Annotated in this window: 23 protein-coding genes, 1 pseudogene and 1 riboswitch; of the genes and pseudogenes, 11 read left to right on the top strand and 13 right to left on the bottom strand. The window is 69.9% G+C overall.

Annotated features, from left to right (window positions below):
* The 4 genes and pseudogenes from VNS22_RS17935 to VNS22_RS17920 form a co-directional block, all read left to right on the top strand.
* A pseudogene (locus VNS22_RS17935) lies at positions 1 to 847 on the top strand (glycogen debranching enzyme); the annotation flags it as partial.
* A gap of 82 nt (positions 848 to 929) precedes the next feature.
* Positions 930 to 1,853, top strand: a complete 924-nt coding sequence (locus VNS22_RS17930) for an L-lactate dehydrogenase (RefSeq protein ID WP_325734806.1) — start codon at positions 930 to 932, stop codon at positions 1,851 to 1,853.
* A gap of 166 nt (positions 1,854 to 2,019) precedes the next feature.
* Complete coding sequence (locus VNS22_RS17925; protein ID WP_325734804.1) at positions 2,020 to 2,673, top strand: hypothetical protein; 654 nt, start codon at positions 2,020 to 2,022, stop codon at positions 2,671 to 2,673.
* A 111-nt stretch (positions 2,674 to 2,784) separates the two neighbouring features.
* Positions 2,785 to 2,979 carry a hypothetical protein gene (locus VNS22_RS17920; protein ID WP_325734802.1) on the top strand — a complete coding sequence of 65 codons (195 nt, stop codon included), beginning with the start codon at positions 2,785 to 2,787 and terminating at the stop codon, positions 2,977 to 2,979.
* Between the two features lie 23 nt (positions 2,980 to 3,002).
* On the opposite strand, the gene VNS22_RS17915 is transcribed toward VNS22_RS17920, so the two are convergent.
* From VNS22_RS17915 to VNS22_RS17875, 9 genes are all read right to left on the bottom strand, one after another.
* Entirely contained in the window at positions 3,003 to 3,959 is a 957-nt protein-coding gene (locus VNS22_RS17915; protein WP_414653377.1) for a formate dehydrogenase subunit gamma, read from the bottom strand.
* Positions 3,960 to 4,069: 110 nt separating this feature from the next.
* Positions 4,070 to 4,669, bottom strand: a complete 600-nt coding sequence (gene fdh3B / locus VNS22_RS17910; RefSeq protein WP_325734798.1) for a formate dehydrogenase FDH3 subunit beta — start codon at positions 4,667 to 4,669, stop codon at positions 4,070 to 4,072.
* A 17-nt stretch (positions 4,670 to 4,686) separates the two neighbouring features.
* Entirely contained in the window at positions 4,687 to 7,629 is a 2,943-nt protein-coding gene (locus VNS22_RS17905) for a formate dehydrogenase subunit alpha (protein ID WP_325734796.1), read from the bottom strand.
* 4 nt (positions 7,630 to 7,633) lie between these two features.
* Complete coding sequence (locus VNS22_RS17900) at positions 7,634 to 7,849, bottom strand: hypothetical protein (RefSeq protein ID WP_325734794.1); 216 nt, start codon at positions 7,847 to 7,849, stop codon at positions 7,634 to 7,636.
* Positions 7,850 to 7,889: 40 nt separating this feature from the next.
* A complete protein-coding gene (locus VNS22_RS17895) occupies positions 7,890 to 8,519 on the bottom strand; it encodes a TorD/DmsD family molecular chaperone (protein ID WP_325734792.1) in 630 nt (209 codons plus the stop codon).
* A gap of 221 nt (positions 8,520 to 8,740) precedes the next feature.
* Complete coding sequence (locus tag VNS22_RS17890; RefSeq protein WP_325734790.1) at positions 8,741 to 9,442, bottom strand: DUF3306 domain-containing protein; 702 nt, start codon at positions 9,440 to 9,442, stop codon at positions 8,741 to 8,743.
* Positions 9,439 to 9,951 carry a DUF3305 domain-containing protein gene (locus tag VNS22_RS17885; RefSeq protein WP_349261830.1) on the bottom strand — a complete coding sequence of 171 codons (513 nt, stop codon included), beginning with the start codon at positions 9,949 to 9,951 and terminating at the stop codon, positions 9,439 to 9,441. Before VNS22_RS17885 ends, VNS22_RS17890 begins: the two co-directional genes overlap by 4 nt.
* Entirely contained in the window at positions 9,951 to 10,970 is a 1,020-nt protein-coding gene (locus tag VNS22_RS17880) for a DUF6352 family protein (RefSeq protein WP_325734787.1), read from the bottom strand. Before VNS22_RS17880 ends, VNS22_RS17885 begins: the two co-directional genes overlap by 1 nt.
* Before the next feature lie 37 nt (positions 10,971 to 11,007).
* Positions 11,008 to 11,718: a biotin/lipoate--protein ligase family protein gene (locus tag VNS22_RS17875; RefSeq protein WP_325734785.1), complete on the bottom strand. Its 711-nt coding sequence runs from the start codon at positions 11,716 to 11,718 to the stop codon at positions 11,008 to 11,010.
* A 190-nt stretch (positions 11,719 to 11,908) separates the two neighbouring features.
* Here VNS22_RS17875 and VNS22_RS17870 point away from each other — a divergent pair, with 190 nt between their 5' ends.
* Entirely contained in the window at positions 11,909 to 13,900 is a 1,992-nt protein-coding gene (locus VNS22_RS17870; RefSeq protein WP_325734783.1) for a 4Fe-4S binding protein, read from the top strand.
* A 16-nt stretch (positions 13,901 to 13,916) separates the two neighbouring features.
* Here VNS22_RS17870 and VNS22_RS17865 read toward each other — a convergent pair whose 3' ends face one another.
* Entirely contained in the window at positions 13,917 to 14,147 is a 231-nt protein-coding gene (locus tag VNS22_RS17865) for a sulfurtransferase TusA family protein (protein ID WP_325734781.1), read from the bottom strand.
* 109 nt (positions 14,148 to 14,256) lie between these two features.
* On the opposite strand from VNS22_RS17865, the gene VNS22_RS17860 reads away from it, so the two are divergent.
* The 3 genes from VNS22_RS17860 to glp are packed head-to-tail and all read left to right on the top strand — an operon-like array spanning position 14,257 to position 18,589.
* Positions 14,257 to 15,342: a molybdopterin-binding protein gene (locus VNS22_RS17860; protein WP_325734779.1), complete on the top strand. Its 1,086-nt coding sequence runs from the start codon at positions 14,257 to 14,259 to the stop codon at positions 15,340 to 15,342.
* Positions 15,342 to 17,327, top strand: coding sequence for a molybdopterin biosynthesis protein (locus VNS22_RS17855; RefSeq protein ID WP_325734777.1), 1,986 nt, complete (start codon positions 15,342 to 15,344; stop codon positions 17,325 to 17,327). Before VNS22_RS17860 ends, VNS22_RS17855 begins: the two co-directional genes overlap by 1 nt.
* 11 nt (positions 17,328 to 17,338) lie before the next feature.
* Positions 17,339 to 18,589: a gephyrin-like molybdotransferase Glp gene (gene glp / locus VNS22_RS17850; RefSeq protein WP_325734776.1), complete on the top strand. Its 1,251-nt coding sequence runs from the start codon at positions 17,339 to 17,341 to the stop codon at positions 18,587 to 18,589.
* Here the strand turns inward: glp and mobA are convergent.
* The 3 genes from mobA to VNS22_RS17835 are packed head-to-tail and all read right to left on the bottom strand — an operon-like array spanning position 18,571 to position 21,090.
* Positions 18,571 to 19,209 (bottom strand): molybdenum cofactor guanylyltransferase MobA, encoded by a 639-nt coding sequence (mobA, locus tag VNS22_RS17845; protein WP_325734775.1) that lies wholly within the window; start codon positions 19,207 to 19,209, stop codon positions 18,571 to 18,573. The two genes, glp and mobA, sit on opposite strands and share 19 nt — an antisense overlap.
* Complete coding sequence (locus tag VNS22_RS17840) at positions 19,202 to 20,083, bottom strand: formate dehydrogenase accessory sulfurtransferase FdhD (protein WP_325734773.1); 882 nt, start codon at positions 20,081 to 20,083, stop codon at positions 19,202 to 19,204. The genes mobA and VNS22_RS17840 overlap by 8 nt, the downstream gene beginning before the upstream one ends.
* Complete coding sequence (locus tag VNS22_RS17835) at positions 20,080 to 21,090, bottom strand: substrate-binding domain-containing protein (RefSeq protein WP_325734771.1); 1,011 nt, start codon at positions 21,088 to 21,090, stop codon at positions 20,080 to 20,082. Before VNS22_RS17835 ends, VNS22_RS17840 begins: the two co-directional genes overlap by 4 nt.
* A gap of 55 nt (positions 21,091 to 21,145) precedes the next feature.
* Between VNS22_RS17835 and VNS22_RS17830 the strand changes: the two genes are divergently transcribed.
* From VNS22_RS17830 to VNS22_RS17820, 3 genes are read left to right on the top strand one after another with little or no spacing between them, the layout of a single operon-like run.
* Positions 21,146 to 21,841: an ABC transporter permease gene (locus tag VNS22_RS17830; RefSeq protein ID WP_325734769.1), complete on the top strand. Its 696-nt coding sequence runs from the start codon at positions 21,146 to 21,148 to the stop codon at positions 21,839 to 21,841.
* Between the two features lie 10 nt (positions 21,842 to 21,851).
* Positions 21,852 to 22,583 (top strand): phosphate ABC transporter ATP-binding protein, encoded by a 732-nt coding sequence (locus tag VNS22_RS17825; protein ID WP_325734767.1) that lies wholly within the window; start codon positions 21,852 to 21,854, stop codon positions 22,581 to 22,583.
* On the top strand, positions 22,556 to 23,392 hold the full coding sequence (locus tag VNS22_RS17820; protein WP_325734765.1) for a substrate-binding domain-containing protein: 837 nt from the start codon (positions 22,556 to 22,558) through the stop codon (positions 23,390 to 23,392). The genes VNS22_RS17825 and VNS22_RS17820 overlap by 28 nt, the downstream gene beginning before the upstream one ends.
* Before the next feature lie 57 nt (positions 23,393 to 23,449).
* Positions 23,450 to 23,559, top strand: a riboswitch (cobalamin riboswitch). This riboswitch is flagged as partial in the annotation.

The following is a 23,559-nucleotide window of genomic DNA, read 5'->3' as shown; positions in this document are numbered from 1 at the left end:
CCGTGCCGAGCCCGGCTCGGTACGCCAGGTGGCGGACCGGCTGGTCGGCAGCCCGCACATCTTCGGCCACGAGGAGCGCGAGCCCGAGCAGAGCGTGAACTTCGTCACCTGCCATGACGGGTTCACCCTGAACGACCTGGTCTCCTACGAGCACAAGCACAACCTGGCCAATGGCGAGGGCAACCGCGACGGAACGGACGACAACCGCAGCTGGAACTGCGGGGCCGAGGGCCCGACCGACGATCCCGCCGTTGAGGCGCTGCGCGACCGGCAGATCAGGAACTTCCTGGCCGCCACCCTGCTCTCGGTGGGCGTGCCCATGATCCTGATGGGCGACGAGGTCCGCCGCAGCCAGGGCGGCAACAACAATGCGTACTGCCAGGACAACGAGACCAGCTGGCTCGACTGGCGCCTGGTCGAGAAGCATGCCGATCTGCACCGGTTCGTCGCCCTGCTCAACGCCCGGCGGCTGCGGCGGAGCACAGAGCACGAGCGCCAGCGCCTGAGCCTGATCCGGATGATCCGCGAGGCCAGCCTGACCTGGCATGGCCTGAAGTCCGGGCAGCCCGACTGGAGCGACCATTCCCACAGCCTGGCGTTCGAAGCGGCGCTGCGCCAGGAACGGTTCAGGATCTACGTGATCCTCAACGCCTACTGGGAGCCGCTGACCTTCGAGCTGCCCTGGCCGGGCGAGGAGCCGCCCTGGCGGCGCTGGATCGACACCTCGCTGCCGTCGCCGGAGGACATCGTCCCATGGCATGCCGCGCCGCCCGTGCCGGAGGCGCACTACCAGGCCGCCGCACATTCCCTGGTGGCCCTGATGGCTGGAACGGAGACGACGGCGTGAAGCCGTGTGCCGGATCGGGCAGGCTTCCTGCGGCACGCCCGGCACGCAACGAAGGAACCAGGTCCGATCACAGGAGGCAGCCATGAAGGTCGGCATCATCGGCGCGGGCATGGTGGGCGGGGCCACCGCGAACGCACTCATGCTCACGGGCGCCGCCCAGGAGATCGTGCTGGTGGATGCGCGCGCCGAGCGTGCCGTGGCCGAAGCGGAGGATGTGCTGCATGCCACGCCGTTCGCGCACAATGTGGTGGTGCGGGCGGGCGACTACGAAGACCTGGGCGGCAGTGAGGTGGTGGTGCTGAGTGCCGGTGTCTCGCAGCAGCCGGGCGAGACCCGCCTCCACCTGCTCGAGCGCAACGCCGCCGTGCTCGGCGGCATCATCCCAAGAGTGCTGCGCGCCGCGCCCGACTGCCTGCTGCTCATGGCGTCGAATCCCGTCGATGTCATGACGCTCATGGCGCTGCGCCTTTCCAACCTGCCGCCGGAACGGGTGATCGGCTCCGGCACCATCCTGGACACGGCGCGGTTCCGCGCCCGCCTCGCCGGCCATCTCGACGTCGCACCTTCCTCGATGCACGCCTATGTGCTGGGCGAGCACGGCGACAGCGAGGTTTTGTGCTGGTCGCAGGCGGCGGTGGGCGGCGTGCCGGCGCTGCGCTATGCCGAGCAGATCGGCCGCCCGCTCACTGCCGAGGTCCAGGCGACCATCGACGAGGACGTTCGCCGTGCCGCCTACCGGATCATCCAGGGAAAAGCGGCGACCTGGTACGGAATCGCCGGTGGCATTGCGCGGATCGTGGGGGCGATCGGCAGGAACGAGCGGGCCGTGCTCACCGTCTCGGCCGTGATCGATGAGCCGCACCTCGGGCCTCCGGTCGCGCTTTCGCTGCCCCGGGTCATCGGCCGCGGTGGCGTGCATCAGACCCTGGCGCCCCATCTCAGCGCGCAGGAACGCAAGCTGCTCGAACACAGCGCCAAGGTCCTGCGCGAGGCCGCGGGTGGGTGAGATGGGTGCTGTCCAGGAACTGACGGATGGCCAGGATGTTCGGCCGCGTCGATGGAACATGCGGCGTTTGGAGAAGTTCTCGCTTAAGTCTACAGGACCATTGGGCGAGACGCAGGTTCGTGAAGCTGCCTGCGCAAGGAAAGGATTGGTCATGCGAGGCCCCCTGATGGTTGCGGTCGCCGGTCTTGCGGTGATCATTCCGGTAGAAGCTGGCGCACAATCGGAGCAGCCGCCATCGGGTCCGGCAGAGGGCGTGCAAGGCCAGCCCGAGGTCGCAGCCCGCCGCGGGCCCGCGGATCTCTGCCAGGAACTGCGGGCCTTCGTGCAGGGTCCGGAGGAGGAGCGAGCGGCGGAAGATGATTCCCCGCCGCAGGCGGCCACGGCGGTCGAGGCTCCTTCGCAGGACAAGCCGGCGCCGCAGCCGGAAGGCGGCAATGACGCGTCGCAGGAGGCATCGGGCATGAGCGGCCCGATCGCACCGTCGGGCGCAGGCACGCCCGGCCCGCAGGTCGGGGCCAAGGACGAACCGGCCGGGCAGGATGAGGCTGCGACGCCGGCATCACACGAGGCGGCAGCACCCACGTCGGCGGAAGCGAAGCAGGTCCCGGGTCCCTCTGCGGGAACGGCTGCCCCGCCGCCCACCACCGATCCGAGTGCCGCCCAGGTCGAGAAGGCCCAGGCGGCCGCGCAGACCGGCGACATCGGACAGTGCCGGGCGGTGACGCAGGAAATGCGCCGGGCCGGGATCACCATGCCGCCGCCCCTACTGGCACTGGCCGCGCTCGATCCGAAATTCTTCGGGACGGGGCAGCAGCCCTAGCCAGGGCCTCGCGGCCATGGGTGCGCGAAACCGGCCTGCCTCACCGACCGCCAGCGGACCGCCCGGCCGCCGGCTCCTGGATCGTCATCTGCCCAACCGTGGAGGTTCTCGATGAAGGTGTTCCTGCTAAGCGCCGCTGCCGCGATTCTCCTGGCCGTGGCAGCATCGAGCATTCTCGGCCAGTTCCACGAGCCCGCCTACCAGGCGTTCGCGACCAGCGGTGCCCATATCGACCATCCCGGGGACAATCTGGTCGGCCCCGACTGGTCGGGCCTGGCGCCCGTTCCCCCTCCACAGAAGTCCTGAGGCGCGCCGGGCCGCGCCTGCAGCTATTTCCGCAACTGCTCCTCGACCCACAGGTCGTGATGCGCCCTGGCCCAGGCGACGTCGACCTCGCCCGTGCCCATCGCGTCGTAGGCACCCTCCATGCCGAGCGTGCCGATATAGATGTGGAAGATGATGACCGCGATGAACAGGAAGCCGATCACCGAATGAATGACCTGGGTGATCTGCATCCCGCTGACGCCGAATATCGCGAACGGGAAGAGCAGCATGATGCCGGTGACCGACATGGCGATGCCGGCCAGGGCCACCCACCAGAAGATCATCTTCTGGCCCGCGTTGAAGCGGCCGGCGCTGGGATGGGTGTTGTTGAACACGCCGCCGCCCGCCTTCAGCCAGGCCCAGTCGACCCCGCGCTGGGGGAAGTTGTCCTTCGTCCAGACGACGATCATGAACAGGACGCCCAGCATGAACGGCCAGGCCAGGAAGTTGTGCGCGTACTTGCCCCACTGCGCCAGGGTCGCGAAGGAGTCGGGGCCGATCAGCGGCATCAGGTAGCGCTTGCCGAAGATGTAGTTCATGCCGCTCAGCGCCAGGATGATGAAGCTGACCGCGGTCATCCAGTGGGTGAACCGCTCGAACGCGCTGAAGCGGAGGATCTTGATGCCCGAGACCTCGTCCGCCTGGATCGGCCCCTTGATCAGATAGACACCGCCCAGCAGGAGGACCGTCGCCAGGATCAGGATGCCGCTGCCCCAAGGCAGCCAGGCCTCGTGGAAGGTCCGCCACAGCCTCCCGAGCGGCTGCTCCAGGACCGCGAGCTTCGGATCCGGCTGGGCCAGATAGCCCTGGATCTTGGTCTCGTCCTGGAGGAGCTGGCTCTCCTGCACGGACATGGCGGTCGGGTTGATCGCCTGGCCGGCCGCCTGGGTCCCCGCCTCCTGAGCCCCTGCCGCCTGGACCATGGCTTGGGCGAGCTGGGCCCCCATGACCAGGGTGATCATGACGACCAGCGCTCGGATCCAGTTCAGTCCATGGGTCACGGGATCCTCCTGTACGGCTCCTGGAGCGATGTCAGCCGGGGGCCGGAACTGCGCCGGCCTCCGGCACTGGATCAGGTGACGACGATCGTTTCGCCATAGGCGGTCTTCCAGCCCCAGGCGCCCGATCCGTAGCCGCGCGTCACCACCCGCTCCTTGTAGATCTGCGCGATGATCTCACCATCGCCGGCGAGCAGCGCCTTGGTCGAGCACATCTCGGCGCATAGCGGCAGCTTGCCCTCGGCCAGCCGGTTCGCGCCGTAGCGGACATATTCTTCCTCGGACAGATCCGCGTCGGGTCCGCCGGCACAGTAGGTGCATTTGTCCATCTTGCCGCGCGAGCCGAAGTTCCTGACCTGGGGAAACTGCGGGGCACCGAAGGGACAGGCGTAGAAGCAGTAGCCGCAGCCGATGCACAGTTCCTTGGAGTGGAGGACCAGGCCATCCTCGGTCTGATAGAAGCAATTGACCGGACAGACGGCTGCGCAGGGTGGGTTGGTGCAGTGCATGCACGCCATCGAGACCGAGCGCTCGCCGGGCTTGCCGTCATTGATGGTGACCACGCGTCGGCGATTGATGCCCCACGGGACGTCGTGCTCGTTCTTGCAGGCGGTGACGCAGGCGTTGCAGTCGATGCAGCGGTTCGCGTCGCACAGGAATTTCAAGCGGGCCATGCGTGCTCCCCTTCCGCTCAGACTGCCTGGATCTGGCAAAGCGTGGCCTTGCCCTCGTGCATGTTGGTCACCGGGTCGTAGCCGTAGGTCGTGACCGTGTTGGCGCTCTCCCCGAGCACGACCGGATCGGTGTTGCCGGGATAGCGCGCACGGAGATCCTCGCCCTGGTACCAGCCGGCGAAATGGAACGGCATGAAGGCCACGCCCCTGCCCACCCGCTCGGTCACCAGGGCCTTCACCTTGACCCGCGCCTGGTTCTCGGCACCCGACACCCAGACGAAGGCGCCGTCCTGGATGCCACGGTCGGCGGCATCCGCCGGGTTGATCTCGACATACATGTCCTGCTGCAGCTCGGCGAGCCAGCGGTTCGAGCGGGTCTCCTCGCCGCCCCCCTCGTACTCGACCAGCCGGCCCGAGGTCAGGATGATCGGGAAGTCCCGTGCCAGGTTGGCCTCGACGGCCGCCTGCTGCACCGAGAAGCCCAGGTTGGGCAGGCGGAACTGGCGCTCGTCCGGGCGGGTCGGATAGGCGGCCACCAGATCCGGCCGGGGCGAGTATACCGGCTCGCGATGGACCGGCACCGGGTCGGGCAGGTTCCAGGCATTCGACCGGGCCTTGCCGTTGCCGTAGGGCGCTACGCCATGGTCCAGGCAGACGCGCTGGATGCCGCCCGACAGGTCGGTGGCCCAGCTCACCGTGTCGATGTCGTTGCCGCCGATGCGCTCGATGACCTCAAGCTCCTCCGCGGTCAGGTCCTGGTCCCAGCCGAGCTTTCTCAGCACCCCCATCGTGATCTCGGGATAGCCGTCGGTCAGGTCGGATCCTTCCGAGAAGGACCCCTCGCTCAGGAGGGTCTCGCCATTGCGCTCGACGCCGAAGCGGGCACGGAAGGTGCCGCCGCCGTCCTTCACGTGGAGGCTGGTGTTGTAGAGGATCGCCGAGCCGGGATGCCGGATCTCCGGCTTGCCCCAGCACGGCCAGGGCAGGCCGTAATAGTCGCCGCCGACCTCGGGATCGTCATTCGGTGCTCGCAGGGTGACTAGGTCGAACTTGTCCTGATTCTTCATGTGCGCCTTGAGGCGTTCCGGGGACTGGCCGCAATAGCCCGTGGACCAGCCGCCCCGGTTGATCTCGCGCAGGATGTCCTCGGCGAGTGGGACGCCGTTCTCGACCTTGATGTTCTTGAACATCTGGTCGGAGAAACCGAGCTTGGCCGCGAACCGGTGGAGGATCTCGTAGTCGTTCTTCGATTCGAAGATCGGCGGCACGATCTGCTCGCCCCACTGGAGCGAACGGTTCGAGGCGGTCCGGCAGCCGTCCATCTCGAGCGAGGTGCAGGCCGGCAGCAGATACATGTCGTCGGCGCGCTGCGACATCGAGGCGAACGAGGTCGGATGGGGATCCACGACCACGAGCAGGTCCAGGCTCTCGACCCCCTTCACCGCCTCCGGCATGCGGGTGACGGTGTTGCCGCCATGGCCCATGACGAACATGGCCTTGAGCGGGCTGCGCTGGTCGATCTGCTCTTCCGGCAAGAGGACGGCGTCGAACCACCTGGTCGAGGTGAGGCCCGGCGTCTCCATGTTCTCCTTGCGGCTGCGGGCCTGGCGGCCGCCCTTGGCCGGCACCTCATCGAAGCGCGACTGCAGCCACTCGTACTCGACCTCCCAGACCCGCGCCCAATGCTTCCACGCACCTTCGACCAAGCCGTAGTAGAGCGGCAGGGTGGTGGAATCGAGGCCAAGGTCGGTAGCGCCCTGGACGTTGGTGTGGCCGCGGAAGATGTTGGCGCCGGTCCCGGGCTTGCCGACATTGCCGGTCGCCAGGCACAGATTGCACAGGGCGCGCACGTTGGCGGTGCCCACCGAGTGCTGGGTGACGCCCATGCACCAGATGACCGTCGAGGGCTTCTGCTTGGCGAAGGTCTCGGCGACGCGCCGCATGGTCTCGGGCGGCACGCCGGCGACCCGCTCGACCTCAGCCGGCGTCCACTTCGCGACCTCCTTGCGGACGTCGTCCATCCCGTAGACGCGCTGGCTGATGAACTCCTGGTCCTCCCAGCCATTCTCGAAGATGTGCCAGAGCAGGCCCCAGGCCACCGCGATGTCGGTGCCCGAGCGGATCCGGACATATTCGGTCGCATGGGCGGCGGTGCGGGTGAAGCGCGGGTCGATGACGATCAGGTTCGCCCGGTTGATCTCCTTGCCCGCCAGCACGTGCTGCATGGAGATCGGATGCGCTTCCGCCGGATTCCCGCCCATGATGATCATGGTCTTGGAGTTGCGGATGTCGTTGTAGGAGTTGGTCTGGGCGCCGTAGCCCCAGGTGTTGGCGACCCCCGCCACCGTGGTGGAGTGGCAGATGCGCGCCTGGTGGTCGACCGAGTTGGTGCCCCAGAAGGCGCCGAACTTGCGCAGGAGATAGGCCGCCTCGTTGGTGAACTTGGCGGAGCCCAGCCAGAGCACGGAATCCGCACCGGCCTTCTCGCGCAGGTCCAGGAGCTTGTCGCCGATCTCGTCGACCGCCTGCTCCCAGCTGATCCGCTGCCATTCGCCGCCCACCCGCTTCACCGGATATTTCAGGCGCCGCTCGCCGCTCACGATCTCGCGGATCGAAGCGCCCTTGGCGCAATGGGTCCCGCGATTGATCGGGCTGTTCCAGGACGGCTCCTGGCCGACCCAGACCCCGTTCACCACCTCGGCGGTGACGGTGCAGCCGACCGAGCAATGGGTGCAGATGTTCTTCCTGATCTGCACCTGCGGCCCGGAAACGGCGCTCCCTGCAGCCTTCACCTTCCGGACCGAGCCGAGCTGCAGCGAACCCAGCGCCGCCAGGCCGCCCACCGCAAGGCCCGAGCGACGCAAGAAGGCACGGCGGTCCGTGCCCTCGCTCCCGAGGCCCGCCATCTCGACCGGCATCCTGGCGCGGCCCGCCTCGCCGCTCCTGCGCTTGATCAGCATGGCCCTACTTCCTCAGCGTCTCGTAGCCATTGGTCCGGTAGAAGGCCCGGACATCATCGGTCTCGCGGTATCGCGCCTTGGTCTCTTCCGGACCGGGGTCGTAGGCCTGGGCTTCCTTGGCCCCCATGACCGCGCCGGCCGCGGCGGCCACCGAGCCGGTGCCGAGCGCGCGGAAGAACCTGCGGCGCCCGAGGGACCTGCCATCCTGCTGCGCGCTCATGTCTTCCTCCCCTGGGGCTTGGTGGCCGGTCCATCATCCATCAACCAGCGGGACGCAGCTCGGCTCCCGTCGAAACATCTTCCGCATCCATCGCGAACGCCCTCGCCTCGATCGCCATGAACAGCCGCCCGACCCTACCGACGCTGCGGTAGAAGGGCGTGGATGCCGCCTGCTCGAGATCCCGGAAGAACCGTTCGGCCCAGGGCTCCAGATGCCGGCAGAAGAACTGCCTCCCGGCTGCCGGCCCGGCATCGAACCGGCCGGACGCCAGGCCGGCCATGATCTCGCACAGGATGGCCAGATGGTCCTCGGGATCATGCACATGTTCCGCACGCTCGATCCCGAGCGCCGCCATGTCCTCCCGCACCCCTGCGAGCGGCCGCTCGTGGAGGAACCCGGTCAGGTAGTACGAGGCATAGGGGATGAGCTCGCCGCGGCCGATGCCGATGAAGAGATCGAAGAACTCTCGCTCCAGTGCTGCGGGGTCTGACGCTGCCGCAGCCTGGGCCAGCGCCGCGTGGGCCTGCCCGAGCGGGCTTGCGTCGCCCTCCAGTCCGGCGAGCCGTGCCAGCAGCTCGGCATTCGGCGTCCGGCCGAGCAGCAGGGCCAGCAGGTGGTATTCATGGGCCCGAAGGAGGTCGACCTCGTCGATGGCGGGTTCGCCTCCCATGCCGCTACCGTTTCGCAACGCCTCCGCTGTCACCTCGAAGCAGCCCCTGTTCCAGGCTCGGGACCGGCAGCCGGTGTCGGAGGCCTATCATGCCACGACTGCGATCTGCCGGAAGGATGCAGCACCAATTCTCCTAGCATTCTCGGGTGGTAGCCGTCTGTCTAGACATAGTCTGCACTGACCGTGGACAATCCGCAGCCCGGCATTGGTCAGCCGCCGGATCAGATCGGCATGGCACCGCCGTGCCGGCGGCGCCGGATCGGCCGTTCGGCCGCATGATCCGGCTTGGCCGGGGTCGCCAGGGGTGGCTCAGGCTCGGGCATCTTAAGTGCAGCGGTGGACGGTGCCTGCGGGGCGTCGGCGGCAACGGCCGGCGGGCCCACGGAAGCGCTCTCTGCGATGGCTGCAGACGCGGTGTCATCCGCGGCGACCGGTGCCTCGCCTGCGCCGGGTTCGAGGTCGCCTTCCGGCGTGGCGGGAAACCGGCCCACGATCCGGCGCGCGGCGGTGATCAGCTCCTCCGTCCTGGCCAGGGGGCCAGATCCCGGCACGCTGCCCGGGACGGACCAGTCGTAGGCATAGTCCCGCGCATCGCCCACATAGTCGCGGATGGCCGGGTCCAGGACCCACATCCGCCGGAGCGCCGCGTTGCGCAGCGCTGCCGGAACGCCGTTGCGCATGAACGGCGTCAGGTCGGATTCTGCCGTCAGCTCCTCGACCGATGGCAGGAGGGCCAGTTGCTCCTGCAGATCCGGCGGTGGCCCCGCCGCCTGGTCCTCGGCCGCTGGCGGTGCGGCACCGGACTCGACCGTAGCATCCGCCTCGTCGGAGCCTCCCGCCACCTCGCTCTCTCTCGCGGACTCCTTGCGGGCCTCCAGCTTGCGGCGCGACCAGCGTGTCAGGAAGTCCGTGTCATCGCTCAAGTCCGGCGCTCCTTCTGTCCACCGGTCCCGATGGCGCCGCGGGCCAGCGCTTCGGGATCGGCGCGGCTGCGCTTGCGCTTGACGAAGGTCCGCTCCTGGTGGAACGCGTCGAAGAATGCCGCCACCTTCGCCTGGATGGCAGGCGGCATCGGCACCGCCTCGACGATCGCCTCCAGCCCATCCACCAGCGCCTCGCCCTCGTAGGGATCCGCGGTGACCGCTGCCACCGCATACTCGTCGCCGGCCGCCCGCCGCAGCGCCACCCAGAGCGACGGCCGCCCGGAGGTCAGGTTGTCGCGATAATGGCTGGTGGCGCTGGGGTGGAGCACCACCTCGAAGCCGCCAGCGTAGAACAGCTCCTCCTGCTCGTTGCCCCCCAGCCGGGTCCAGGGTGCCGCTGCGGGAACGCCCGGCAGCACCGATGCCGGCAGCCAGGCATGGTCCAGCCACGGCCCCTTCAGCCGGCGCCTCGCGACGATCACGCCGACCTCGAAATGATCCTCGGGCATCATGGATTCTCTCCTGCCGAAGCACGCCTGCCGGCCCGGACCGGAAGCCCCGCCACCAGGTTCTGCGGCTTCATCCGCACCCGCCGGTCCGGCGTCATGGCGAGGATCAGGTAGACCGGATGGCCGCGTACCGCCTCGTCGGCGTCCTCGGGATCGCGGAAGGTCAGGCGGAACAGGGCCAGGACCCGCATCCGCGAATCTTCATCGAGCGTACTGCCGCTCCAGAGCGCATTGCCGATCCGGGTGGCCTCGGCGTCCAGGCCGACGAACCAGCGCCATTCCCGGTCCTCGATCGCCGCCACCGGCTCGACCAGCACCGCGACATGCAGCAGATGGCCGATCCAGGCCTCGATGGTCCGGGCCACCGCCGCCCGTCCGGCCGGGTCCAGGTTCAGCACCATGGTGAAGGCATCGGAGCGGCTCCAGTAGGTCCAGCCATTCTCCGGGTTCAGCACGTCGAGCTCGCCAACCGGCTCCCGCCCCAGCATGGCGAGGAGCGGCGAGCGGCCGGCCACCTGCTCCCGCGCCTCGATGATCTCGTCGTCGGCCAGCAGCACCGCCCCCTCATGAAAGGACACGCGCTGCGGACGGAACATCAGCTCGGCCGCCCGGAGGACAGAAGGGTCGTCGCAGCCGTCCAGCGCATTGCGCAGGATCAGGTGGACGACTTGGTCGAGGAACAGCGCCGGCAGGTGCCCCGCTCCGTGCCGCACCAGATGGCGATAGGCCGCCTCGACCGAGCCCGCCGCCAGCAGCCGGTCCCGGAAGCCCAGCATGACCTCCCAGTTCTGCCGTGCATCGGGATCGGCCAGCGCCTCGAGCTCGTCCGGCGCCACCGAACGGCGCGGCTCAGCCAGCAATGCGGCATGGAGCCGGCGTTCCGCACGGCAGGCCTCTTCGGGCGGCATCAGCTCGGGCCGGGCCAGATAGGCCTGGAGCAGCGCATCCGTGACGGCGAGCTCACCCTGCTGCGTCCGCCGGGTGAGATGGTGGCCGCTGGAAACCCAGAACTCCCTCACGAACCGGCTCTCCCGTCCATGCGCAGCGGCTTCGTCATCACAGATACGGGCGTCCGGTGCTTTCATCGAGCCAGGATGGAACGCGCAGGGCCTTGAGCAGTTCCATTCGTTCGGGCGGAGCGCTGGCGGCATGACGAAGGATCAGGTCTCCGTTCTCCTCGAGCGCAGGATCGCCTGCCAGGTTCAGCCTGGCGAGATAGCGGTTGCCGATCGGATCGAAGCCTTCGTGATACCAGGTGTCGAAGCTGCGCATGAGGCAGCGGGCGAACTGCCCGGCCAGTTCCGCCAGACCGTCTTCTGCGCAGCCCTCCTCGTCGAGCGCCGTCGAATCCGGCGTCAGCCCCGGCTCGCCGATCTCGCGTTTCGACGCGATCAGCATGATCGAGAAGACCAGCCAGTCCGGCACGTCCTCTTCACCGCAGTCCCCTGGCCAGCCCAGGCGGCCGCCGCCGAGCCTGGCGCCGTCGAACCGGATCATGTCCGGCCAGTCGAAGCCGACCGGTTTTTCCGGCGCACAAGCGGCGGCGATGGCATCGGCCGTGGCGACCATGCCGGCGAAGAATGCCAGCCTGGCCCGCCGCAGCACCTCGTCCGGCTCCAGCACGACCGCGAGTTCGAAGAGGTCGGACCGCGGCACCCATACCAGCGTGCCCGCCCCGGCTTTTGGCGCCAGCCGGCAGGCATGAGCGAAAGCGGTGCCGGGTTCGTTTCGTACGACCAGCCGGTAGGCGGGCGGCAGGCCGGGCATCGTCATCGAGGCTGCCGGTGCGGTGGCGGTGGTCAACGACGCTTCCCCCGGTCAGGCTGTCCAGCCTTGATGGATTCCAGTTTGCTGCCATTGGTCGGGTACGGGAACTGCCAAGACGCCTTCAGCGGGGAGACGAGCGAGCATGCCGCAAGGCGATAGGACCGTGATCGTATGTTCCTGCGAGGGAACGATGCCGCTGGACGAGGCCGCCATCGCCCGCGGCTGCGGCGGCAGCATCCAGCGCGCCGACCAGCTCTGCCGCCGCGAGCTCGACCTGTTCAAATCCGCCCTGTCGGGTGGTCGACCCGTCACCGTCTCCTGCACTCAGGAAGCGCCCCTGTTCAGCGAGGTGGCGGCGGAACTGGAGGCGGAGGAACGGGTACTCTTCGCCAATATCCGGGAGAATGCCGGCTGGTCCGCCGCAGCCGGCGACGCAGGGCCGAAGATGGCGGCCCTCCTGGCCGCTGCCGCCGAGCCGGTACCCTCCTTCCCGTTCGTCTCGTTCGAGAGCCAGGGCGTGACGCTGGTCTATGGCCGCGACGAGCTGGCGATCGAGGCGGCGCATCGCCTGGCCGACCAGCTCGACCTGACGGTGCTCCTGACCGGACCCGGCGAGGTCAGCCCGCTGCGCGTCGGCGCGTTCCCGGTGCTGCAGGGGACGATCGTGGGCGCCAAGGGCCATCTCGGCGCGTTCGAGCTGCGCATCGACGACTATGCCGTGCCGGCCCCCTCCTCCCGCGCCAAGCTGGCCTTCGGCCATCCGCGCAACGGGGCCACCTCGCGCTGCGACATCATCCTGGACCTGTCGGGCGGCATGCCGCTCTTCCCGGCGCACGAGGTCCGCTACGGCTATGTGCGCGCCGACCCGCGCGATCCGGCCGCGGTGGAGCGGGCGCTGTTCGCGGCATCGCATCTGACGGGCGAGTTCGACAAGCCGCGCTACGTCGATTTCCAGGCTGGTCTCTGCGCCCATTCCCGCTCGCGCATCACCGGCTGCACCCGCTGCCTGGAGGTCTGCCCGACCGGTGCCATCTCGCCGGCGGGCGAGCATGTGCTGATCGATCCGCATGTCTGCGCCGGCTGCGGCAGCTGCGCCTCCGTCTGCCCGACCGGCGCCGCCTCCTATGCCCTGCCGCCCACGGACGCACTGATGCGCCGGCTGCACCGGCTGATGAGCACCTATCGAGCGGCGGGCGGCAGCGATGGCGTGGTGCTGTTCCATGACGGCGACCATGGCGAGCCGCTGATCCAGGCGCTCGCCCGGTTCGGCGACGGGCTGCCCGCCAACGTCCTGCCGGTCCGGGTGAACGAGGTGACCCAGATCGGCCCGGAAGTGGTGGCCGCCTTGTTCGCCTACGGGGCGGCGGGCGCGCACTTCCTCTGCCGCGCCAGGCCGAAGCACGACATCCTGGCCCTGCAGCGCATGGTGACCTTGTCCGGCACGATCCTCCAGGCGCTGGGCTATGGCGCGGGCGCACCGCCCGTCTCCGTCATCGCCACCGACGATCCGGACGGCCTGGCAGCGGCCCTGGCCGAGGCACCCCCGGGCAGGCTCGCGCGAGTGCCGGCACGCTTCGTGCCGGCCGGACCCAAGCGCAGCGTGCTGGAGACCGCCTTCCGGGAACTGCATGCCGCGGCACCGCAGCCGGTCGATTGCGTACCGCTCAGCCCCGGCGCTCCCTTCGGCGGGCTCGACATCGACACCGAGGGTTGCACCCTCTGCCTGTCCTGCGTGTCCGCCTGCCCGACCCAGGCGCTGACCGACGGCATCGAGCGGCCGACCCTGCGCTTTCGCGAGGTCCTGTGCGTGCAGTGCGGCCTGTGCGCCCAGACCTGCCCGGAGGACGTGATCCGGCTGAAGCCCCAGCTCGACTTCGCCGCCTGGAACGCGCCGGCCCGGCTGGTCAAGGAGGAGGAGCCGTTCCACTGCACCGTCTGCAGCAAGCCGTTCGGAACCCGCTCCTCCATCGAGCGCGTAGTGGCGAAGCTCTCGGACCGGCACTGGATGTTCTCAGGCCCGGCCGGGCAGGACCGGACGCGTGTGCTGACGATGTGCGAGGACTGCCGGGTCGAGGCGGTGGTCAACGAGAGCTTCGACCCGCACGACATGCCGCAGCAGCAGCCGCCCCGCACCATCGAGGACGACCTGGCGGAACGCGCTCGGAAGGCCGGGCCGGCATGAGTGGCCTTGCTCGCCCTCAGCCGCCCTGCCGGCGGATGACGAAGCTGATCGTTCCGCCGTCGCTGCTCTGCTCCTGGAGCTGGTCGCCCGTCTCCTCCACCAGATGCGGGATGTCGACCGCCGCCTTCGGGTCGGTGCATTGCACCAGGAGCAGGTCGCCGGGTGCCAGGCGCTGGAGGGCCTTGCGGGTCTTCAGCGCCGGCAGCGGGCAGACCAGCCCGCGCAGGTCCAGACGGGTTTCGGTCATGGGCTTCCCGGACAGTCGCGTGATGGCCAGGCAGAACTAACCGGGCAGGCGGAATGTGTCAGTAGATTGTCCGGTATCCGGCAGGAGTCGGACCAGCACGCCGGTTCCGGTGCCGGACGCGCTCGCACGCTGGCTGGCTCCGCTGCGGCCAGTGCCGGTCCAACGCGTCGCCCTGACGGATGCGATGGGCCTGGTCCTGGCCGAGCCGCTGGCAGCGTCGATCGCACTGCCGCCGCAGGCGGTGGCGCTGCGCGGCGGCTTTGCGGTGGCCGCGGCCGACACGGTCGGCGCTTCGGCCTACAGCCCGGCCTTCCTGCCGGACGTCCCGGAGCGCATCCGTGCCGGCGGCCTGCTGCCCACCGGCACGGACGCGGTGCTGCCGGCCGATGCCGTAACGCTCCTCGGCGGGTTGGCGCAGGTCAGCCAGGCGGTCATCCCCGGCGAGAACGCGCGCCGTCCCGGCGAGGATGCCAGCCAGGGCGCCGTCCTCCGCCCCGCCGGGCGGCGCCTGCGCCCGTTCGACCTGGCCATCGGTACCGCGGCACAGGTGGAGCAGTGCTCTGTCCGGCGCGCGACGGTTCGCCTCCTGGCTGCGCAAGCGCATGACGTTGCGGTCCGCCTGCTGGTCACCGCACTGCTCGAAGCGGCCGGGGCGACGGTCAGTACGTCCGCGCCGTTCGGCAGCTGCCCCGATCTGGTCGGGGCACTCGAAGCGGCGGATGCGGATCTCGTCGTGGTGCTCGGTGCCAGCGGCCTCGATCCGGCCGATCATGGGCCTGCCGCACTGGCCGAAGCCGGCGATCTGGTCGCTGCCGGCTTGGCCCTGCGCCCGGGCGAAGCGGGCGGCTGCGGCCATGCCGGCGGCCGGCCGGTGCTGCTGGTGCCCGACCGGCTGGAAGCGGCTTTGGCGATGATGCTGGTGTTCGCCCGGCCCTGCCTGGACCTCCTGCAGGATGCTGCGCCCGCATCCGCCATGCCGCCCGCTCCCCTGCTCCGCAGGATCACCGCCACGGTCGGCTTCACCGACATCGTGCTGCTGCGCCGGGCCCCGGCAGGCCTGGAGCCGCTGGCGACCACGGAACTCTCCTTGCCGGCCATCGCTTCCGCCGATGCCTGGATGGCGATACCTCCGACGAGCGAAGGCATGGCCCCAGGCACCATCATCGAGGTCCAGCCATTTCCCATGTGCGCGTGATGCAGGCAGGCGATCTACATGCCCCCCTCGGGGCGGCGGCGAGGCAGGAGCAGTTCCTCACCGTGCTGCCGCGCACGGAGGCCATCCGACGCTTCGAGGCAGCACTGCCGGCGGGACCGCTCGGCACCGAGCAGGTGGCCCTCGCCGATGCACCTGGGCGGGTGGCGGCAGCCGCCATCCGCGCCGCCATCGACGTGCCACCATTCGACCGCGCCCTGGTCGACGGCTTCGCCGTGCGGGCCAGCGACCTAACGGCGGCCGGCGAGAGCACCCCGGTGATCCTGCGGCTGAACGGGGAAGTCATCGCCTGCGGAACCGACCCGCGCCTGGCCGTCCAGCCCGGCACCGCCACCCCGATCGCCACGGGCGGGCCGATCCCGCGCGGTGCGGATGCCGTGGTGATGATCGAGCACACCGAGCCGTCCGGAGACGGCGGCGATGCCGCGATCCTGGTGCGGCGCGCCGCCAGTCCCGGCCAGTATCTGGGCTTTGCCGGCTCGGACATCGTGCAGGGCGAGACGTTGCTGCGCCCGGGCACGGTGATCGGTGCCCGCGAGGTCGGCATGCTGGCGGCGGCCGGCCAGAACGAGGTCACGGTGTTCCGGCGGCCGCGCGTGGCGGTGCTCTCCACTGGCGACGAACTGACCAGCCCCGGCCAGCCGCTCCGCCCGGCCGCCATCTACGACAGCAACGGCCCGATGATCGCCGCTGCGCTCGGGGAGAACGGCGGCACCGCCATCAGCTACGGTGCCATCCCCGACCAGGAAGCAGCGCTGCGCGACGCCATCGGCCGGGCCTTCGCCGAATGCGACATGGTCATCCTGTCTGGCGGCACGTCCAAGGGTGCCGGCGATCTGACCTATCGGCTGATCGCCGATCTCGGCCCGCCCGGCATCGTCGCCCATGGCGTGGCGCTCAAGCCCGGCAAGCCGCTCTGCCTGGCAGTGTGCGCGGGCAAGCCGGTGATCGTCCTGCCGGGCTTTCCTACCTCGGCGATGTTCACCTTCCACGACATCGTGGCCCCGGTGCTGCGCCGCCTGGCCGGCCTGCCGCCGCGCAGCGAAGCCCGCCTGGCCGCGACACTCCCGGTTCGTCTGGCCTCCGAGCCGGGCCGGACCGAGTTCGTGATGGTGTCGCTGGTCGAGCACGGGAACGGCCTGCTGGCCTATCCGGTGGGCAAGGGATCGGGGTCGGTCACGACCTTCTCCCAGGCGGACGGCTTCATCGCGGTCGATGCGCTGGCCGAAAGCGTGCCGGCCGGGACGACCGCCGAGGTGACGCTCTTCTCACCGCAGCTGCGCATCCCGGAACTGGTCGTCATCGGCAGCCACTGCATCGGGCTGGATGCGCTGGTCACGCGGCTCGCGAAGGCCGGCCAGACGGTCCGGCTGATGGCGGTGGGCAGCCTCGGCGGGCTGGCGGCTGCCGGGCGCGGCGAATGCGACCTGGCGCCCATCCACCTGATGGACCCGAAGTCCGGGCGCTACAACGCGACCTTCCTGACGCCTGGGCTGGAGCTGGTCGAAGGCTGGCGGCGCATGCAGGGCGTCCTGTTCTGCAAGGGCGACCGGCGATTCGAGGGACAGGACCCGGAAGCGGCGGTGGCCGCGGCACTGGCGGATCCCGGCTGCATCATGGTCAACCGCAACCAGGGTGCCGGCACCCGGATCCTGATCGACCGGCTGCTGCAGGGCGCCCGGCCGGCCGGCTACTGGAACCAGCCCCGCTCGCATCATGCGGTCGCCGCCGCGGTGGCCCAGGGCCGCGCCGACTGGGGTGTCGCCATCGCCCCGGTCGCACAAGCGCAGGGGCTTGGCTTCATCCCGCTCGCGGAGGAGCATTACGACTTCGCGCTGGTGTCGGAGCGGCGGACGCGGCCGGCCGTGCAGGCCTTCCTGGCCGCGCTCGACGAAGCCGCGTTCGGCGCCGAGCTCGGCCGGCTGGGCTTCCGCCGCGCCGCGCCAGCTTTCACCTCCGGCCGGTAGCGGGAGCGACGATGGCACAGCTCACCAACGACTGCTTCGCCTTCGGTGGTGAGCTGATGCGCCTGGAAGACGCGGTGCGGCTGATGGCCCAGCGGGTGGCGCCCGTGGCCGGCACGGAGCTGGTCCCGCTGGAGGAAGCCGACGGGCGGGTCCTGGCCGAGGACGTCATCGCCACGGTCGACCTGCCGCCGTTCGACAACTCCGCGGTCGACGGCTACGCGGTGCGCCATGACGACCTGAGCGCCGGGGGCGACAGCCGCTTGCCGATCGCCGGACGGGTCGCCGCCGGTGCTGCGCCCGAGGGGCTGGCGACCACGGGCCAAGCGGTGCGCATCTTCACCGGGGCGCCGTTGCCGACCGGTGCCGACACGGTCTTCATGCAGGAGGATGTCCGGGTCGAGGATGGCCTGGCCAGCCTGCCCCAGGGACTGGAGCGCGGCGCCAACCGGCGGCTGGCCGGCGAGGACCTGCCGAAAGGCGGGAACGCCCTGCCCGCCGGGCGGCGGCTGAGCGCCCGGGAGGTGGGGCTGCTGGCAGCGCTGGGAATTCCCGCCGTCCGGGTCCGGCAGAGGCTGCGCGTGGCGCTGTTCTCCACCGGCAATGAGGTCGTGGCGCCGGGCCAGCCTCTGACCCCGGCCAGGCTCTACGACGCCAACCGCTTCATGCTGGGCGCCCTGCTCCGCCGCGCCGGCTGCATCGTCACCGATCTGGGCATCCTGCCGGATGCCCGGCAGGCGGTGGGCCATGCTCTGGCCGGAGCGGCAGGCGGGCATGACCTGCTCCTGACCTCGGGCGGCGTGTCCGCCGGCGACGAGGACCATGTGAAGGCCGCGGTCGAGCAGGATGGCTCGCTCGCCTTCTGGCGCGTCGGCATCAAGCCGGGCCGGCCGGTCGCCATGGGGGTCGTGCAGGGGACGCCGTTCATCGGCCTGCCCGGCAACCCGGTGGCGGCCTTCGTGACCTTCAGCTTCCTGGCCCGCCCGCTGATCGCGCAGCTCGGCGGCGAGAGCTACCTGCCGCCGCTGCCGGCCCCGGTGACCTGCGGGTTCGGCCACCGGAAGAAAGCTGGCCGGCGGGAATTCGTACGGGTGCGCCTGGCCGAACAGGACGGCGCGGTCCTGGCGCTGAAGCATCCGCAGGACGGTGCCGGCGTGGTCACCTCGCTCACGGCGACCGATGGCCTGGTGGTCCTGCCGGAGGAGATCACCGCGGTGGCACCGGGCGACCGCATCGGCTTCCTGCCCTACGGGGTCCTGTCCTGACCATTGAGCAGCCGCTCCGCCGCCGCGAGCTCGTCCGGCGTGTTGACGTTGAAGAACGGGTCGACCGGCTCGCTCGGCCAGTCCGCAGGGGTCACGCCATGGCGTGCCGTCCAGCGATCGATCTTGCGCATGTCTTCCTCGACCAGCGCCCGGCGCAGATCATGGCGCAGCGCCACCGGCCACAGCCCGTTCACGGGATGGGTCCGCCCATCGGTGCGGGCACAGGCGAGCGGCGTTCCGGCCGAGCTGCGGGCCACATGCAGCCGCTGCACATAGTCCGCCGGCAGGAAGGGCGAATCGCCGGCAACGCTGACGATCCAATCAATGTCCGGCCGCTTCTCGGCGGCCCAGTCCAGGGCTGCCAGGATCCCCGCGAGCGGTCCCGGGAAGCCCGGCAGATCGTCCGGCACCACCGGCAGGCCGGTCGCGGCGAACCGCGCCGGGTCGCCATTCGCGTTCAGGATCAGCTCCTGGCACTGCGGCCGCAGCCGCTCGATGACATGGTCCAGCAGCGGCCGGCCGCCCAGCAGCGCCAGCGGCTTGTCGCCGCCGCCCATGCGCCGGGCCAAGCCGCCGGCCAGGATGACGCCCAGGGTCGGAGGTGTGCCGGCATCAGTCATCGCCGCCCTCCCCGCGCCGGCCCTTGGCCGAGAGGCCCTCGACATAGGCCAGGTCCTGGTCGAACAGGATCCGGTCCTCGCCCGAGAGCGCCAGGAAGCGCTTGCCCCGCGCCCGGCCGATCAGGGTCAGGCCGGTGCGCCGCGCCAATTCCACCCCCCAGGCAGTGAAGCCGGAGCGCGAGACCAGAATCGGGATGCCCATGCGCACGGTCTTGATCACCATCTCCGAGGTCAGCCGGCCGGTCGTGTAGAAGATCTTGTCCGCCCCGCTTTGGCCGTGCCGGAACATCCAGCCGGCGATCTTGTCCACCGCGTTGTGCCGGCCGACATCCTCCATGTAGACCAGCGGCCGGTCCTCTCTCGCCAGCACACAGCCATGGATGGCGCCGGCCTCCAGGTAGAGCGAAGGCGTGGTGTTGATCGCGTGGGTCAGCCGGTAGAGCCAGGAGGTCCGCAGCCGGGTCTTCGGCAGCTCGATCGCGTCCAGCGCCTCCATCAGGTCGCCGAACGCGGTGCCCTGGGCGCAGCCGCTGGTCTGGGTGCGCTTGCGCAGCTTGTCCTCGAAATTGGTCTGCGCCTCGGTGCGCACGACCACGACCTCCAGGTCCTCGTCATAGTCCACCGCGGTCACCCGGTCGGCGGGCTTCAGCATGTTCTGGTTGAGCAGGTAGCCCAGCGCCAGATATTCCGGATAGTCGTTGATCGTCATCATCGTGACGATCTCCTGGGCGTTCAGGTAGAGCGTCAGCGCCCGCTCGACCGGCACCCTGGCATCCACCCGTTCGCCACGCTCGTTCACCCCGACGACTTCTTGGGTCAGCCGCCGGTTTGCAGGGTCGGGGCGGACCAGCAGATCGGGATCGTCCTTGATCATCGGCTCCGTCCGGCCTGCCCCTCGGCAGGCGCATAGCCCAGGCTGTGCTGCGACCGCTCCCGGGCCGCTTGCGTGATCTGCCTCACCAGCGGTGCTGGAACCGACCGGTGGACAGCCAGGAAATAGGTTTCCTCGCCGAGCGGCAGGAAGTCCAGGCCGAACCGCCCGGCACTGGCCCTGGCCCCCATGCCGGCATCGGCCGCACCGGAGGCGACCAGGGCCGCCACCGCCTGATGGGTGAACTCCTCCACCTCATAGCCCCGGATCGCCGCGGATGGCACGCCAGCCTGGGCCAGCAGGCGGTCCAGCCACAGGCGCGTACCCGAATCCTTCTGGCGGTTGACGAAGCGCAGCCCGGTCCCTGCCAGATCACCGATGGTCCGGATGCAAAACGGGTTGCCAGCGGCCAGGATCAGCCCCTGCTCCCGCCGGAACAGCGGGATGACGGAGAGCGTCTGCCCGGAGCAGAGCTGCGCCAGCGGCCCGGTCTCCGGCAGTTCCGCTCCGCCACCATGGAAGCCCGCGGCATCGACGCTGCCGGCCAGGAGCCGGCGCGCGGCTTCCAGGCTGCCGGCCACCGTTACCTCGACCCCGTCCAGCTCCGCCAGAACGTCCAGCAGCAGCGGATCATGGCTCACTGCCAGCCGCACAGCTGGTCGCCGCTCTCCCGTCAGTGCGGCCAGCCGGAGCTGCAGTGCCCGCTCCTCCTCCGCTAGCAGTGCCGCCGACCGGCTGAACGCGGCCGCCAGCGCATCGCGCAGTGCGGTGCCCAGCGGGGTGAGCATGCTGCCATGCCCCTTGGTCTTCACCGCGACCGGCTGCCCGAGTGCTGCTTCCAGTTCCGCCAGCCGCCCCCAGGCCGAGCGGTACGACAGGCCCAGCCGCAAGGCAGCACCCCGCACCGACCGGTCGGTGGCGATCGCGTCCAGCAGCGCCATGGTCGGCCCGAGGCCGATCTGCCGCCCGTCCAGCTCGATCCGTCCCGCCAGCGTCAGGGCCACGCGCATATGCAACTGCTTTCATATTGAAGTGGCAGTCATCTCGCTATCATCTGCCCGCACCATGTTGCAAAGCCTCGGCGACGCCTTCTCCATGCTCGGCGCGCTGGACCATGACGTCATGGCCATCGCGTGGCTGTCGCTGCGCGTGAGCTTATCGGCGGTGCTGCTGGGCTCGCTCGTCGCCATCCCGCTGGGCGCCCTGCTCGCGATCGTCATCTTCCCGGGGCGGACAGTGGTGGTGGCGGTGGTCAACGCCTTCATGGGCCTGCCGCCGGTGCTGGTCGGACTGATCGTCTATCTTCTCCTGTCGCGCTCCGGCCCGCTGGGCGCTCTCGGCCTGCTGTTCAGCCCAGGCGCCATGATCCTGGCACAGACGGTGCTGGCGATCCCGCTGCTGGCGGCGCTCACCCGCCAGATCGTGGAGGATGCCCATCGCGAGCTCGACGAGCAGCTCCGCTCGCTGCGGCTCGATGTCTGGCAGCGCATCCGGGTGCTGGTCTTCCACCTGCGCTTCTCGCTGGTGGTGGCAGTGCTGGCCGCCTTCGGCCGCGCCATCTCAGAGGTTGGTGCAGTGCTGGTCGTGGGCGGCAATATCGACGGCTACACCCGCACCATGACCACGGCGATCTCGCTGGAAACCCAGAAGGGCGACCTGCCGTTCGCCATCGCCCTGGGCATCCTGCTGATCGCCATCGTGCTGGCGGTCAACGCGACGGCCTCCGCGATGCGCGCCTACACCATGCGGCTCTATCCGTGACGGCCGGCCCATGACGACCGGGCTGCAGATCGTCCTGCGGGCCCTGTGCTTTCGCCCGAACGGCCGGACCGTACTGGCCGGGCTCGACGCGACCATCACCCTGCCCGGCATCACCGCCATCATCGGCCCGAATGGCGCCGGCAAGAGCGTCACCCTGCGCATGATCGACGGCCTCCTGCAGCCGGACAGTGGCACGGTCCGGTTCGGCCCGCGCCCGCCCAGGAGCATCCGGCGCAGCTTCGTCTTCCAGCGGCCGGGCCTCATCCGGGCGAGTGTGGCGCGCAACATCGCCCTGGCGCTCGTCCCGCTCCGCCTGCCCCGGGCCGAGGCGGACCGCCGCGTCGCCACCGCCCTGGCACGGGTGGGGCTGGCGGACCGGGCGGGGGACCCGGCGCAGAAGCTGTCGGGCGGCGAGCAGCAGCGGCTGGCGCTGGCCCGGGCCTGGGTGACCGAGCCCGAGCTCCTGCTGCTGGACGAGCCCACCGCGAGCCTCGACCCCGGCGCCACCGAGGCGATCGAATGCCTGATCGGTTCCATGGCCGAGGCGGGCACCAAGATCGTGCTGGTGTCGCACAATATCGGCCAGGTCGCCCGGCTTGCCCGCGACGTGCTGGTGCTCTGCCAGGGCCGCATCGTCGAGCACGGCGCCACCAACCAGATCCTCACCATGCCCAGGACTCCCGAGGCCCGGGCCTTCCTGAAAGCGGAAATGCCATGGCAGTCCTTCGCCGCAGCCTCCTGACGCTGGGCATCGTCCTCCTGGGGATGGCGCCGGCCCTGGCCCAGGCCGAATCGTCGATCACCGTCGCGTCCACGACCTCCACCGAGCAGTCCGGCCTGTTCGGCCATCTCCTGCCGCGGTTCACCGAGAAGACCGGCATCGAGGTCAAGGTGGTGGCCCTCGGCACCGGCCAGGCGCTCGACGTCGGCCGGCGTGGCGATGCCGACGTGGTGTTCGTCCACGACCGGGCGGCGGAAGAGAAATTCGTCGCCGAGGGGCATGGCGTGAACCGGGTGGAGGTCATGTACAACGACTTCGTCATCGCCGGCCCGAAGAGCGACCCGGCCGAGGCCGCCGGCAGCGACATCCTCCAGGCCCTGCAGCGGATCGCGGCGGCAGAGCAGCCCTTCATCTCCCGCGGCGACCGCTCGGGCACCCATGCCGCCGAGCTGCGCTACTGGCAGGCGGCCGGCATCGACGTAACGGATGCCGGCGGCGACTGGTACCGGGAGATCGGCCAAGGCATGGGCCCGGCCCTCAACATGGCCTCGGCCGCCAATGCCTATGTCCTGTCCGACCGCGGCACCTGGCTGTCCTTCAAGAACCGGGGTGAGCTCGCGATCCTGGTCGAGGGCGACCAGCGTCTGTTCAACCAGTACGGCGTCATGCTGGTGAACCCCGAGAAGCACCCGAACGTGAAGGCGGCCGAAGGCCAGACCTTCATCGACTGGCTGGTCTCGGACGAGGGGCAGCAGGCGATCGGCGACTACCAGATCGACGGCCAGCAGCTGTTCTTCCCGAACGCGGGGGCAGACCAGACCTCGCAGTGAGCGCGCCGCCCGCCGCCCTTCGGCTGTTCGATGTTGCTGAACCCGCTACCTCTGCCTATCGTCCGGCCCGCCGACGGTTCCCCGGAAGGGGAGGCAAGAGGGAACAGGGAGCATTGGCCGAAGCAGCGGCCGATCGCGAGCCCTGGCTACCCCCGTAACTGTGCGCG

The sequence above is a fragment of the Geminicoccus sp. genome (assembly GCF_035556675.1).
GTDB lineage: Bacteria > Pseudomonadota > Alphaproteobacteria > Geminicoccales > Geminicoccaceae > Geminicoccus.
Note: the sequence above shows the minus strand (reverse complement) of the source record. Positions and strands in the feature narration are given on the sequence as shown.